13 protein-coding genes and 1 other RNA gene are annotated in these 14,268 nt (G+C 40.8%); all 14 read left to right on the forward strand.

The annotated features are described in order from the left end of the window. Positions 1-255 precede the first annotated feature (255 nt). Entirely contained in the window at positions 256-1,548 is a 1,293-nt protein-coding gene (locus PAN94_RS01000) for an adenylosuccinate synthase (protein WP_048792129.1), read from the forward strand. Positions 1,549-1,761: 213 nt separating this feature from the next. Continuing rightward, positions 1,762-2,418, forward strand: a complete 657-nt coding sequence (locus PAN94_RS01005; protein ID WP_048766050.1) for an HAD family hydrolase — start codon at positions 1,762-1,764, stop codon at positions 2,416-2,418. A 183-nt stretch (positions 2,419-2,601) separates the two neighbouring features. Beyond that, positions 2,602-3,069 (forward strand): tRNA adenosine(34) deaminase TadA, encoded by a 468-nt coding sequence (tadA, locus tag PAN94_RS01010; RefSeq protein ID WP_185761365.1) that lies wholly within the window; start codon positions 2,602-2,604, stop codon positions 3,067-3,069. Positions 3,070-3,101: 32 nt separating this feature from the next. Further along, positions 3,102-3,200, forward strand: an RNA gene (gene ffs / locus PAN94_RS01015) — signal recognition particle sRNA small type. Positions 3,201-3,510: 310 nt separating this feature from the next. Beyond that, on the forward strand, positions 3,511-4,860 hold the full coding sequence (locus PAN94_RS01020; RefSeq protein WP_002917809.1) for a glucose-6-phosphate isomerase: 1,350 nt from the start codon (positions 3,511-3,513) through the stop codon (positions 4,858-4,860). A 184-nt stretch (positions 4,861-5,044) separates the two neighbouring features. Beyond that, positions 5,045-5,845, forward strand: a complete 801-nt coding sequence (locus PAN94_RS01025; protein WP_048766056.1) for an SDR family oxidoreductase — start codon at positions 5,045-5,047, stop codon at positions 5,843-5,845. Positions 5,846-5,907: 62 nt separating this feature from the next. After that, positions 5,908-7,734 carry a BglG family transcription antiterminator gene (locus PAN94_RS01030; protein ID WP_080978303.1) on the forward strand — a complete coding sequence of 609 codons (1,827 nt, stop codon included), beginning with the start codon at positions 5,908-5,910 and terminating at the stop codon, positions 7,732-7,734. Further along, positions 7,734-8,231, forward strand: a complete 498-nt coding sequence (locus PAN94_RS01035; RefSeq protein ID WP_285874290.1) for a transcriptional regulator GutM — start codon at positions 7,734-7,736, stop codon at positions 8,229-8,231. Before PAN94_RS01030 ends, PAN94_RS01035 begins: the two co-directional genes overlap by 1 nt. Continuing rightward, positions 8,228-8,770 carry a PTS glucitol/sorbitol transporter subunit IIC gene (srlA, locus tag PAN94_RS01040; RefSeq protein WP_048766064.1) on the forward strand — a complete coding sequence of 181 codons (543 nt, stop codon included), beginning with the start codon at positions 8,228-8,230 and terminating at the stop codon, positions 8,768-8,770. The genes PAN94_RS01035 and srlA overlap by 4 nt, the downstream gene beginning before the upstream one ends. A gap of 16 nt (positions 8,771-8,786) precedes the next feature. Further along, a complete protein-coding gene (gene srlE, locus PAN94_RS01045) occupies positions 8,787-9,767 on the forward strand; it encodes a PTS glucitol/sorbitol transporter subunit IIB (RefSeq protein ID WP_048766067.1) in 981 nt (326 codons plus the stop codon). A 98-nt stretch (positions 9,768-9,865) separates the two neighbouring features. Beyond that, positions 9,866-10,237: a PTS glucitol/sorbitol transporter subunit IIA gene (locus tag PAN94_RS01050; protein WP_048766068.1), complete on the forward strand. Its 372-nt coding sequence runs from the start codon at positions 9,866-9,868 to the stop codon at positions 10,235-10,237. Positions 10,238-10,844: 607 nt separating this feature from the next. Beyond that, positions 10,845-12,197: a hypothetical protein gene (locus PAN94_RS01055; protein WP_048791911.1), complete on the forward strand. Its 1,353-nt coding sequence runs from the start codon at positions 10,845-10,847 to the stop codon at positions 12,195-12,197. A gap of 75 nt (positions 12,198-12,272) precedes the next feature. Further along, a complete protein-coding gene (locus tag PAN94_RS01060; protein ID WP_048791912.1) occupies positions 12,273-13,253 on the forward strand; it encodes a hypothetical protein in 981 nt (326 codons plus the stop codon). A gap of 112 nt (positions 13,254-13,365) precedes the next feature. Next, positions 13,366-14,256, forward strand: a complete 891-nt coding sequence (locus tag PAN94_RS01065) for a hypothetical protein (RefSeq protein WP_048791913.1) — start codon at positions 13,366-13,368, stop codon at positions 14,254-14,256. The last annotated feature ends 12 nt before the right edge of the window (positions 14,257-14,268 follow it).

A 14,268-nucleotide genomic window follows, 5' to 3' on the forward strand; every position in this document is an offset into this window, starting at 1 on the left:
GGCCAGAAAACAACTATTCACTACGTTTTTGATGAATTTCCGAACTTTTATTTCCATTTATTGGATATATTTCGGGAAAATAGATAATTTTAAAAAGAATCATTCGTTTTCAAAAGTGAAAATCCAAATTTAAAAGACACCTAATCTTGAAAAAAATTCAAAATTTTCTTATAATAAAGTGTAAGATACGTTTGCAGGTGAAACTCCTGCCTTGTAGATTAAGAAAGGAAGAGCTCTCGCAGCTCAGACGAAATTATGACATCAGTTGTTGTTGTAGGGACCCAATGGGGAGATGAAGGAAAAGGGAAAATTACGGATTTCCTTTCGGCCAATGCTGAAGTGATTGCCCGCTACCAAGGCGGTGATAATGCTGGACATACGATTGTGATTGACGGGAAAAAATATAAATTGCATTTGATTCCGTCAGGAATTTTCTTCCCAGAAAAGATCTCAGTGATTGGAAATGGGATGGTGGTCAATCCTAAATCTCTGGTCAAGGAGTTGGCTTATCTGCACCAAGAAGGTGTTACCACAGATAATTTGCGTATTTCAGACCGTGCCCATGTCATCCTGCCTTACCATATCGAGCTGGATCGCCTGCAAGAGGAAGCTAAAGGCGACAATAAGATTGGTACCACGATCAAGGGAATTGGCCCTGCCTACATGGACAAGGCTGCGCGTGTTGGTATCCGTATCGCTGATCTCTTGGATAAAGACATTTTCAGAGAGCGCTTGGAGCGGAATCTTGCTGAGAAAAACCGCCTCTTTGAGAAATTGTACGATAGCCAAGCGATGAGCGTTGACGATATTTTTGAAGAATATTATGAATACGGTCAGCAAATCAAGCAGTATGTGACTGACACATCTGTCATCCTCAATGACGCTCTGGATCAAGGCAAGCGTGTCCTCTTTGAAGGGGCACAAGGCGTCATGCTAGATATTGACCAAGGTACCTATCCATTTGTAACTTCATCTAACCCAGTTGCCGGTGGGGTGACGATTGGTTCAGGTGTTGGTCCAAGCAAGATTGACAAGGTAGTTGGTGTCTGCAAGGCTTATACGAGCCGTGTCGGTGATGGACCGTTCCCAACAGAGCTTTTTGATGAAGTGGGCGAACGCATTCGCGAAGTGGGTCATGAATACGGTACAACGACTGGCCGTCCACGTCGGGTGGGCTGGTTTGACTCCGTTGTGATGCGTCACAGCCGCCGCGTATCAGGCATTACCAATCTTTCCCTCAATTCCATTGACGTTTTGAGTGGTCTGGATACAGTCAAAATCTGCGTGGCCTATGACTTGGATGGGGAGCGAATCGATCATTATCCAGCTAGTCTGGAGCAGCTCAAGCGTTGCAAGCCAATCTATGAAGAATTGCCAGGTTGGTCAGAAGACATCACTGGTGTTCGTAGCCTAGAAGACCTACCAGAAAATGCCCGCAATTATGTTCGCCGTGTCAGCGAACTGGTTGGAGTCCGCATTTCGACCTTCTCAGTCGGACCAGGTCGCGAGCAAACCAATATCTTGGAAAGTGTTTGGTCTAGTTTATAAGCAAATGAAGACAGAGGCTGGGACAAAAGTCCTAGCCTCTCAATTGTCTTTGGAATGTCGAGCAAGACGCAGTGGTTTAGTGGGCTATACTACGCTGATTTCATCAACTTTTACAGCCCTACTCAACTGTGCGGAGGTGAGACGACGAAATCGAATTCTAACGAATTACCGATTTCTGTCCCACTCTCTTTTTGAAAGCAGAAAGAGGAAAAAATGTATCAAACGATTTTATTTGACCTAGACGGCACCTTGACCAATTCAGAACTAGGGATTACCAACTCGGTGGCCTACGCCTTAGGAAAATATGGGATTCAAGTACCAGACAAGAAAGCATTGAGAGTTTTTATCGGTCCGCCCTTGCAGGAGTCTTTTGAGCGCTTTTATGGATTTTCTAAGGAAGAATGTTTAAAGGCCATTGACTACTATCATGAGTACTTTTCCGAAAAAGGCCTTTATGAAAATGAGGTCTATCCAGGCATCCCTGACTTGCTGGCTTCTCTCAAGCAGGCTAGCAAACAGTTAATTGTAGCTACGTCAAAACCTGAAGAATTTTCCATTCAAATTCTCAAGCATTTTGGTTTGTATGATTATTTTGACTTTGTAGCTGGTGCGACCATGGATAGAAAACGTAGTAAAAAAAGCGATGTTATCCAGTATGCCTTAGAGCAAAATCAGATTACAGATTTGGCGCATACCATCATGATTGGAGACAGGGAGCATGATGTGCTTGGCGCTCAAGCGCAAAAGCTTGATTCTATCGGCGTCCTTTATGGCTTTGGTAGCAGGGAAGAATTGGAAGAAGCCGGAGCCACTTATATTGCCCAAGAAGTTAGCGATATTGCTAAAATCATCAATATTCAAAAAGCTTAAGCTTTATTTAAGATAGGCCAGCTATACTAGAAGCATAAACAAAGACCTCCTAACTTTGTTTAAACCTCCTAAACTTTTTCATAATAATCTCCCATAAGAGTCGCCCAATCAGCGGCTTTTTTTGGTGAGTCCTAAGCTGCCTATGGTATAATGAACAAAGAAACTAAAAGGAAGAGGGAAGAGATGGACTACACGATAGAGGAAAAAGAAATGTTTATGAGGGAGGCGCTGAAGGAGGCAGAAATTGCCCTCGCCAATGATGAAATACCGATTGGTTGTGTCTTGGTCAAGGATGGCCAGATTATCGGACGCGGGCATAATGCGCGTGAGGAGCTGCAGCGGGCGGTCATGCATGCGGAAATCATGGCGCTCGAGGAGGCCAATCAGCGGGAAAATAGCTGGCGCTTGCTAGATACGACGCTTTTTGTCACGATTGAGCCCTGCGTCATGTGTAGCGGAGCTATCGGTCTGGCTCGCATTCCCAAGGTGATCTATGGGGCGAAAAACCAGAAATTCGGTGCTGGGGGTAGTCTCTACGATATTCTGACGGATGAGCGGTTGAATCATCGCGTAGAGGTTGAAAGCGGCCTTTTAGAAGAAGAATGTGCGGCGATTATGCAGAACTTTTTCAGAAATCGCAGGAAAAAGTAAAGAAAATTAGCCAAAAAAGAAAGTTTGTGTTATACTAATTAATGGAGCAACAGTTCTGCGTGAAGCGGGTCAGGGGAGGAATCCAGCAGCCCTAAGCGATTTGAACTGTGTGCTCTTTTCTATTGCCCTTGATGAATCAAGCCTAAAAGGCGCAGATGAATATTGGAGCAGTGAATCTAGTTTGAACGGACCTGAAATGAATTCAGCTGACATCCAATCTTAAGAAGCATATTGGTTTTCTTGTCAATCAAAACTGTTCTTCTCAATAGGCCTAAGATTTGTTGACTTGCGCAAACGATTGCTATCAGTTATGTCCTAGGGTTAGCTTATTTAGAAAAATAGTATAGAATAAAAAATGTAAACGTTTTAAAATAGTAAAAGTACTTGCTTATTTTTTCTTAAAGCGTTATCATAAAAGAAAAGAACAATTGGAGGATAAACATGACACATATTAAATTTGACTATTCAAAGGTACTGGATAAGTTTGTAGCACCACATGAATTAGATTATATGCAGCCTCAAGTGACTGCAGCAGATAATGCTCTACGAAATGGAACAGGTCCTGGAGCAGAAATGACAGGCTGGTTGAATTTGCCTGAAGAATATGATAAAGATGAATTTGCTCGTATTCAAAAGGCGGCTGCTAAAATCCAATCTGATAGTGAAGTGTTAATCGTCATCGGTATTGGAGGATCTTATTTAGGGGCACGTGCAGCGATTGATTTCTTGAATAATTCTTTTGTAAATCTACAAAGCAAGGAAGAACGTAAGGCACCTCAAATCCTCTATGCTGGTAATTCTATCTCTTCAAGCTATTTGGCTGATTTGGTAGATTATGTATCAGACAAAGATTTCTCTGTCAACGTTATTTCTAAGTCAGGAACAACTACAGAGCCTGCTATTGCTTTCCGTGTCTTCAAAGAACTCTTGGTTAAGAAGTATGGTCAGGAAGAAGCAAATAAACGGATTTATGCAACTACAGACCGCGCTAAAGGTGCAGTTAAGGTTGAAGCAGATGCTAATGGCTGGGATACTTTTGTAGTGCCTGATAGTGTTGGTGGTCGTTTTACAGTATTGACAGCAGTGGGACTCTTGCCAATCGCAGCTGCAGGGGCTGATATCAGCAAGTTGATGGAAGGAGCAAATGCTGCTCGCAAGGCTTATGCTTCTGATAAGTTGGCTGAAAATGAAGCATATCAATATGCAGTTGTACGCAATATCTTGTACCGTAAAGGTTATCTGACAGAAGTTCTAGCTAACTACGAACCATCTTTGCAATACTTCTCAGAATGGTGGAAGCAACTGGCTGGTGAGTCAGAAGGTAAAGACCAAAAAGGTATCTACCCAACTTCAGCCAACTTCTCAACAGACCTGCACTCTTTGGGGCAATTTATTCAAGAAGGAACTCGTATCCTCTTTGAAACAGTTATTCGTGTAGATAAGCCTCGCAAAAATGTGTTGATTCCTGAATTAGCAGAAGACTTGGATGGCCTTGGCTATCTGCAAGGAAAAGATGTTGACTTTGTCAATAAGAAAGCAACAGATGGAGTGCTGTTAGCTCACACAGACGGCGGAGTGCCAAATATGTTTGTGACCCTGCCTGAGCAAGATGAGTTCACTTTGGGCTATACTATTTACTTCTTTGAGTTAGCTATTGCTCTTTCTGGCTACCTGAATGGTATCAATCCATTTGATCAGCCTGGAGTTGAGGCTTATAAGAAAAACATGTTTGCTCTTCTTGGGAAACCAGGCTTTGAAGAGCTGGGTGCTGAGTTGAATGCACGCCTTTGATTCTCATATGCTTTGAGTTCATTCAGGATATAAAAAGATCCACAGGTTCATTTCTTGTGGATTTTTTAGTACAAGCCTCTTAATTAGTTTATTATTTTTTTGAACAGTGTAAAAAAGAGTGTCTTAATTCTTTTATGAAAGCGCTGTATAATTGCCTTGTAAATAAAATTTGAGAGGTATCAAAATGAATGATTGGTTAGACATTAAAGGCAAAACAGTTCTTGTGACGGGTGCGTCATCTGGGATTGGTAAGGCAATCGTCGAAGAATTGTTGGAATTAGGAGTCAATGTAGCGAATTTTGATCTTAGCGACAACGATTTACGTCACCCGAATCTATTATTTGTAAAAGTTGATGTAACTTCTCGCTCTGAAGTAGAAGAGGGTGTTGCCAAAATAGTTGAAAGATTTGGCAATATTGATGCGGTAGTCAATAATGCAGGGATTAATGTTCCTAGATTATTAATTGATGCAGAAAATCCTAAAGGTCCTTACGAGTTAGACGATGAAACGTTTGAAAAAGTAACAATGATTAACCAAAAAGGTCTGTATTTGGTTAGTCAGGCAGTAGGCCGGATTCTGGTTCAAAACGGAAAAGGTGTAATTGTGAACATGGCTTCAGAAGCAGGCTTGGAAGGTTCTGAAGGACAAAGTGCCTATGCTGCAACGAAAGCGGCAGTCTATAGTTACACTCGTTCATGGGCGAAAGAGCTTGGTAAACATGGTGTACGTGTGGTTGGAATTGCTCCAGGAATTATGGAAGCTACGGGACTTCGAACTCTTTCTTATGAGGAAGCTCTTGCTTATACTCGTGGAAAGACGGTAGAAGATATTCGAGCTGGTTATGCTTCAACTTCAACGACTCCATTGGGACGGAGTGGGAAACTACGGGAAGTAGCTGATCTTGTAGCGTTCTATATTTCAGACCGTTCTAGCTATATAACAGGTGTCACTACAAATATTGCCGGAGGTAAAACTCGCGGTTAAAACAATGAAGGTAGGGAAGAGAGTTGACCTTAGTAAATCGGTGGTATAATATTTTAGATAAAATGGTCTCGCAGCCAACTTATTCCTTGGTAGATATGCGCTCAGAACTGGATATTAGCTTGCAAACCTTGCAAAAGAGTATCCAACAATTAAATGATGTTTTGGCTCCTAATATCCAGATTATCGCACAAGATGATCAGTTAATGTTAGAAGTATATGACTATACAGAGTTGGAAAGGATTTTATCTGGTAGTTTAAAACAGGAGAGTGACTTCAATTCTTCCAGTAAAAGAATTGCCTATTTGCTAAAACGTTTAATTGAGTCAACCTCCCCTCTTCTTATTGACGACTTGGCTGAGGAAGTAGGTGTTAGTAGAAGTACCCTTAATAAGGATTTGAAACAAGTAAAATCTTTGGCAGAGAGTTACTCTATCACTATTTCAGGAAAGCCCAACCGTGGGCTGGAGGTCTTGGGGAGCGAGCTGAATTTGCGCTTGCTCTATATTCACCAAGTGGCTCCTTACTTTGAAGGAAGGACACTCACTGAGGCAACATCTTCTTTTCTGGAGACGCTAGTTCAGGACTATAAAATCCCTAAAGAAACACAGGAACTCCTTCGAAAGACCATTTCAATTATGGTGGAGCGTATTCATACATCTAGAGTGTTGAATTGTCCTATTCCTTACTATAGGAATGATTTAACAGAGACACATTTGGCTGAGAAATTAATCTATCATATTGAGATGACTTATAAGATTTCCCTCAGTCAGTTTGAGATAGACTTTTTGTGTTTTCCGTTTAATGTCCGTTTTATTGACACTTTAAGCAAGCCGTCTTATCAATCTGAACAGCTTTCAAACATTTTTCAAGGGATTGTCAAGAAAGTCAAAGAGACAATGTTGGTTCACTTTGATGATGAAGAATTATTTGAAGAAATCAAATCTCATCTAGGCCCCTTAATCAATCGACTGATTTTCCATGTGCAAGCTAATGATATATTTCATGGCGAGGTTCAAACTCAATATCCTTTTGCTTTTGAAATGGCAAAAATAGCTGGAGAAGAACTATCTGTAATTTTTGGTTCTGAATTGGAATTATCTGAAATCGGATATCTGGCTTTGTATTTTGAAATGATTTTAAGAAAGCAAAATTCTGCTGTTAAGGGTTCTCGCAAGCAGATAGCTGTAGTTTGCACAACAGGAAGAGGAACTGCTGCGATGATTATTCAGCAACTCAGGCGAGTCCTTGGAAATGATATAGACATTACCCAACATTCTGAAGAGGATTTTAATGTAGAGCTGAACCAGGAATATTTTGCAATTTTTACGACGGTGCCTCTGAAATATAAAAATTCCAAATCTCCAGTCATTCAGGTTAATCATCTTTTTGATGATCAATGGCTGCAGGAAGAATGGCAGAGGGCCAATGCTTTTCATCAAAAAAATCTAGAAACAGTCAGCTTGCGCTTTCTTCGGTTGAGCCCCCAAAAAACCTATCAGCAATACTTGCTAAATATGGTTGCAGAGTTAGAGAAGCTTCAGATGATTGATGAAGGGTTTAGAAATCGGATAATTGATAGGGAGAAAAAGCAATCAACCATTTTTGGTGGAGGAATTGCCTTCCCCCATACAATTAACCAGGGTTATGCAAAGACTATTTTAATGTTCGGAAAACTAGAAGAGCCTTATCAAAAAGAAGATGAATGGATTGAATTTATCTTTCTAGTCGCCATTCCCTCAGAAATTGAAAGAAAAATGGAAAGTGAATTGCTGGAATTGTATGACGATATTTTTCGAATTGCAGGAGAGCCTTCTCTAAAAGAAGCATTGAGGGCTGTAGAAACAGAGACAGAGTTTCTATCATTTTCTAAGAGTAAAGGAGTATTTTAATGAGTTCGCTAATAATTTTCGCTGTATTTGTCATGGCAGCTTATGTATTTCAAATGTTCCTCGGCTGGCAGCAACTTAAAGACTTCAATAAGACCTATACGATGCTCCGAAAACTGGGGCGCGTAGCGATTGGCAGGGAGTCCGGAAGAATCAAATCCGGTACGATTGTCATGTTCGCGGTTGATGAAAACGGTCGGGTTCTTAAAGCTAGCAAAGTGCAAGGAGTCACAATCTTAGCACGTTTTCAAAATATGGACGATTATGTTGGAGAAGACATCCATTATTTTGACAAGTATAATCCTCTTGTGAGAAAAGAAAATAAGTTGATGCAATCAGCCATAGAAGATGCTAGAAAAGTCTATCTTTGGCATGAGGCAGGTATTGAGAAAGAGACAAGTTCATCTGATTCTTTTCTGGGATTCGGCTTTTATGCGAATTACTTACAATTATCTATTAAACAGTTATTTAAAAAAAATAAGAAAGGGAGTTCCTTATGAATCACATTACAAATTTTGCAGAGAGTTTTATGAAACTCTTCCAATTAGGTGGAGAAACCTTTATTAGCTGGATGACAAATATTGTACCGCTTGTCTTAATGCTATTGATTGCAATGAATACACTTATCGCTTTCTTGGGAGAAGAGAAGGTCAATTCCCTGGCTAAGATTTCTGCCAAAAATCCTGTTAGCCGGTATATGATTTTACCTTTCATTTCAGCCTTTATGCTGGGGAATCCGATGTCAATCAGTATGGGACGTTTCTTACCAGAATATTATAAACCTAGTTTTGTAGCAGCTCAGATGCAGTTCTGCCACACTTCAAATGGTGTATTTCCGCATATCAATCCTGGGGAATTGTTTGTATGGATGGGAATTGCAACAGGAATTCAAACTTTAGGTTTAAGTCAAATGGACTTAGCCATTCGTTACATGCTTGTTGGGCTTGTCATGAACTTTGTAGGCGGTTGGGTGACCGATTTTACAACTGCTTATGTAGCAAAACAGCAAGGTGTTACCTTGAGTAAAACATTTGATTGATAGAAAGAGTGAAATTATGTCATATAAGAGTATAAAAGTTGTTAAAGGAAATGGCGGCTTCGGAGGACCTTTGGTCATTACACCTAGTGAGGCTAAGCACAAATTTATCTATATCACTGGCGGCGGAGAAAAGCCAGATATTGTAGATAAAATTGCTGATTTGACCGGTATGGAAGCTGTTAACGGGTTTAAAACTTCTATCCCTGATGAGGAAATTGCTTTAGCAATCGTGGATTGTGGCGGTACTCTTCGCTGCGGTATTTATCCTAAAAAGGGGATCCCTACAATCAATATCGTCGCTACAGGGAAAAGTGGCCCTCTAGCTCAATATATCACTGAGGAAATCTATGTGTCAGCAGTTGGCCTTAATCAAATTTCTGCTGCTAATGAAGATGAAAAAGAGACAACTGTGGTAACAGAAAAGCCAACTTACGATACTACTAAAAAAATTACAGAGCAAAAAGCTGAAACAAGTATTGTAGCACGAATTGGGATGGGCGCTGGGAAGGTCGTTGCGACTTTCAACCAGGCTGCTCGTGAAGCCATCCAAACAATGCTCAACACAATCATTCCTTTCATGGCCTTTGTTTCCTTGCTGATTGGGGTTATTCAAGGTTCCGGTGTTGGAAATTGGCTGGCAAAATTAATGGTTCCCCTAGCAGGGAACATCTGGGGACTCATTTTGATTGGCTTTATCTGTTCCTTGCCATTCCTATCTCCTTTGTTAGGCCCCGGAGCTGTTATCAGTCAGATTATTGGAACCTTAATTGGAGTTGAAATCGGCAAAGGGAATATTCCGCCCCAAATGGCTCTGCCAGCTATATTTGCTATCAACACTCAAAACGGTTGTGATTTCATTCCTGTAGCACTCGGTCTATCTGAAGCCAAGTCTGAAACAGTTGAGGTTGGTGTCCCTTCTGTGCTTTATTCACGCTTCCTCAATGGTGTTCCGCGGGTGCTAGTAGCTTGGATAGCTAGTATTGGTCTTTATCAGTAGACCTTTGATAGATGCACGTAAACATAGCAACTATTATGTTAAACTTATCTATAAGCATAAGTTTATGACAGATTTGAGAAAGGATGAATAGGAATTAGATGAAGAAAATTTTTGAAGCTAAAGTAATTCAAGTGGGGCCTGAAGCTCAGAATATGATTCAAGATGCCAATATGCTCATTTTGTTTGGAGAAGAAGCTCCGGAAGACTTAGCAGAGTATTGTTTTAAAATCGATAACAAAAATCTTCTAGGTGCAATACTAGAAGGTGGAAAGCTAGTCGTAGATAGTCAGGAATATTCGATTACTGCCGTAGGAAATGTAGTAGAAAAAAATTTAACTGGACTGGGCCATATCACGATTTCTTTTGATGGTTCAAAAGAGGGCAGCCTGCCGGGCACTCTCCATGTTGCAGCAGACCAAGCAGTAGTAATTGAAAAGAGCTCTACCATTCAGATTTTCGAAACTGCTTGACCATAATAAAATTTCAAATCAAGCAATTTAGAAAAATAAAAGTCTAAAACTAGGCACAACCTCCCTTCTAGGAGGTTTTTTGCTATTTTAAAAAATAGATTTTATCATGTTTTGTTAGTTAGCTCGCTATCTAGCTTGTCTTTTACTTACTTATCTATTCAGCAGCAGTTTTCCTTTCCCTGATTATATGTTACAATCAGAGAAGATGCAGTAGCAATGTGATAGACTTTTATCTAGAAAGTTGAGCTGGCTGCTATTTGGACGGTTCTAGAAAAACAGAAGACCAAGATTGGAAAGGAGTCCTGATGAAGTTATTATTGGCTGAAAAAGTGAAACAAAAATAGTCATAAATAGTTATTTTCATGGGCACGGACGAGAGTTCGTGCCTTTTTGCTTGTATGCTTTCAAGCTAAGCCAGTTCAAAATATGATATACTGGAATAAAGTTATATTAGCATGACAAGTTTCATGGTGCAGACAATCGCTGGATGTTACCCCCAGTATGAATGGTATAGAAAAGAGAATAGTAGCATTCAGCGGTAGGAATTGTTAACGGTTAATAGGGTCGTCTTTTCAATGATAGAAGAGTCAATAGATGAGGAGGAGTTATGGGAAAGAGAAATCTGGAAGCTTTGAGGCAGAAACATCAATCAAAATTCAAGAAGGCCCAAACGAAAAAGCCAGCAAATAGCCAATCATCCTTTCTATCCAAATGGAAAACCAAGGAAGACCAATACATCAAACCGTCTGCTAAATTGCAAGAAGCGCAGAGAGGGGCAGAAGAAAATCAACCTCGTCCTTCAGGTTCGTCTCCATCAAAAGTGGTATTTCCAATAGAGAGCTCAAGCAATGAGCTATCTGACATTTCTTCGATAGAGGACAAAACCGGCTATGGGGCTAAACCAAGTTCTCAAGACCAGCCGGTGTTTTCTGAGCAATTAGAAGGAGCTCAGCAGGTGAAGGAGCCTCTGTCGCTTCTATCACAGAATTTGTTGGAATTAAAGCAGAGAGAGCTGAAGCGCCTTATTTCTAGCTTAGAATCACTGAAAGCTAAAAAACAAAACCAAGTCCTTCGTGGAAATCAAGCTAGCCAGCCGATGTCAGGCCTTGTAACTGAAGCAAAGCAGACCAAGCTTTCTCCGCGAATAAGCTCCAATGAGCTTGCTAGAGAGACAGATAAAGTAGAGTTTAGGAAGAAAAAACGAGGAATCTTTTCTAAGATAAGGGTGATGCTACTTTCTAGTTTGGGGATTATAGCCTCAATGTATAGCATAGTAGAGCAGTGGAAAAAGAATGATGATATAAAACGCATGGAAGAAGCTGCAGCTATTTCTCGTATGTTAGACTCATATGGAAAGGATCAAGATTTAAAATCTGATAATCGTCCAGAATGGATTGCTAAGAAAGAGGAGTATCAGTTTCATATCACCTATGATGATATCACTTCTTTATTCTCAGACTTCACTTCATCGGTTCCAAATCTGACAAAGGTCGACGAGGTGGTTGCAAAGTTAGGGAAAGCTGAGTCTGGTAGGGAAACGAACCAAGATGACCTAATCAAGACAATAGATTTAAACTATTCACAAGCAGGGACGGAAGCGAAAGTTAACCTCTCTTTTAAGAGCTATCTTGGTCCTTCTGAAACTCTTAAGTTGGAATCCCTAAAATGTACGCATCTCAGTAGTGCGCAACTGCCTAACCGAAATGCTCAGCTCACTCGTCAAGATCTTTCTGGTATAGAGAAAGGAAAGACCTATCAAGAGATTGTCAGTCAGTTGGGACTTCCAGAGCGCCTCGATTGGCATGGGGGAATCTTGAGCTATACCACTTTATCAATTTCTTATCGTTTGGAGGATGGTCAAGAGGTTAGTTTTTCTTTTGAAAAAGATGACACTCAGAGCTATCGATTGAAAGACAGCTCAGGTTTGGCAAGCGAAGCGGGAGATGCAGGTGCTCGGTAGCGCTTTCCTAGCAGGAGCATCAGCTGTTTGTAGAAAGGGAATGAGCAATCAAGTATTTAGTTGATAGGTGAAAAGGTGAAAGATAGAAATTTAGAAGCATTGAGGCGGGAGCATAAATCCAAGTTTAAAGCCAGAAACATTTCGTCGGTCAAGAATCAGCGGGAAAGGGGAGGAGCTGCCCTCGAACAGACAAAGGAAGAAGCAAGGAAAGAAACGCAAGGAGAGAAGCAGTTTGGAGTTAAAACTGGTTGGAAATCGAGTAGGCTCAGAACAAGAAAGAAGGGGAATGTTAAGTCTCTAGTTGCTGCTTTGGCGAGTCTGGTCTTGCTATCATTAGCCCTTCTTTTACTCTATCGTTTTCTTTCAAATATGAGCACTCGTGACAGAAGTATTGACCAAATAAGCTGGGAATCGAGCCAAGAAAATATAGCTTCTGCTTACGTTGCAGACTCTTCGTCTAGCGAATGGGAAGCTTCGGAGCAAGAGGAGTCGGCATCATCGGCTTCTAGTGCTGACAAGGAGCCAGAAAATATGACTTGGACTTTCGAGGATGTCCTATCTCTGCACGTTTCTTCGCCTGGGCAGGGGGCGAGTGAGCAACTGTCTCCGACAGCAGAGGAAATTGCTGAACAATATGGAAAAGCAAGTTCGGGAAGTGTGGCTAAAGATGGAGAAGAAAAGGCTCTCTACCTTTTTTATCTCTCATCAGGTGGAGGGCAAATCGTCAAGCTCTATTTCAATCTTATCGGAGATCAGTATCGGCTGAATACAATTCGAGGGGAAGGTTTGACTAGCCAGTCTCAATTAAGCCATTCGGATTTATGGACTGAGGAGGATTTTCAGGATTTTACTGTGGATAAATCAGCACCAAGTAAAAATTTACAAGCAGTATTGGAACGATTTGGTGTGCCACAAGTTATCAATAAGTCGGCGGACTATAAGAATCAAACGACAGTTTACATCAAATATAAACTCAAAGATGAAAGATATCTCTATTTAGAGTTTGTCTTAAGTCCAACAGGTGACTATGAGTTGACTCGGAAGAGTGTTTATTGATAGGACGTGCTTGGTGCTAGAGCTTGGCTTATTTAGCAGAAGTTGTTTTTAGAGGAAAGACAGGAATTACTAGAAAAACAAGAGGAACTTAGGTTCCTTGGAGGAGATGAGGATGGGAAAAGGAAGAAAAGTCCAAAGAGAATGGGGAAAAAGGTCAAGTTTAGACCAAAAAAAGCAGAGAGCCTTCTCTAATGATGGCTCTCGAGAGTCGGGTTTTGAGTTTTCAAGTAAAGAAAAGCGGCGAACAGAGTCAGCAGTCAATCCTAATGGCCAGTTTTTAGCAAAGTCTTGGCTATCACGTTATGCTTCACTCTTACTGATTGCCGCAGGTCTAGTGGGACTGATTAGCTTCTTGATGATGTATATGCGACCAACTTTTAAGTCAGAAGGAAATCAATCGGCTGTATCGTCTGTTAATACTGTTCCGACAGAATCAGAAAATAAGATAGAGATCCTGACGGAGGGGAATTCAGCTTTTATTGAAAAGAATCGAGAGGTCGATTTTCAATTCGAAGAGATTTTAGAATTGATTAAAACCATGAACCAACCCAATATGTCTCCAGAGGATATTGTTGAGAAGTATGGGAAAGCTAGCTCTGGGAGTGTAGATAATCGCGTGGAAGATAGTCAACTGGTGCTGCTTTCATACAAGCTAACAGGAAGAAAAGGAGTTGTTAATATGCATCTTAGGAGTACTGGAGGAGGAATGGAGCTCTCTACGGTATCTGCCGATTTCCTCCAGAATGCTGAGGCATCGATTACGAAGACAGTTGATGATTATCGGTCGCTCATTCCCAAAAGTGATCGAGAAGGAATGGAAGTCAAGCAAGCCATAGAAGAACTGGGGATGCCTAAGAGTATTTATGCTCATAAACCAGTTAAGGGCAAAGTTGATTCACTTCTTCTTGAATATTCAACCACGGACAATATGACAGTTTCTTTGTTTTTTTACGAAGTGAATGGGCTTTACCGTCTAAAAAGTATGATGACAAGCACAGTCTGAGAGCCTAGACTG

The organism is Streptococcus sp. SC1 (assembly GCF_030272855.1).
In the GTDB taxonomy this organism is placed as follows: Bacteria; Bacillota; Bacilli; order Lactobacillales; family Streptococcaceae; genus Streptococcus.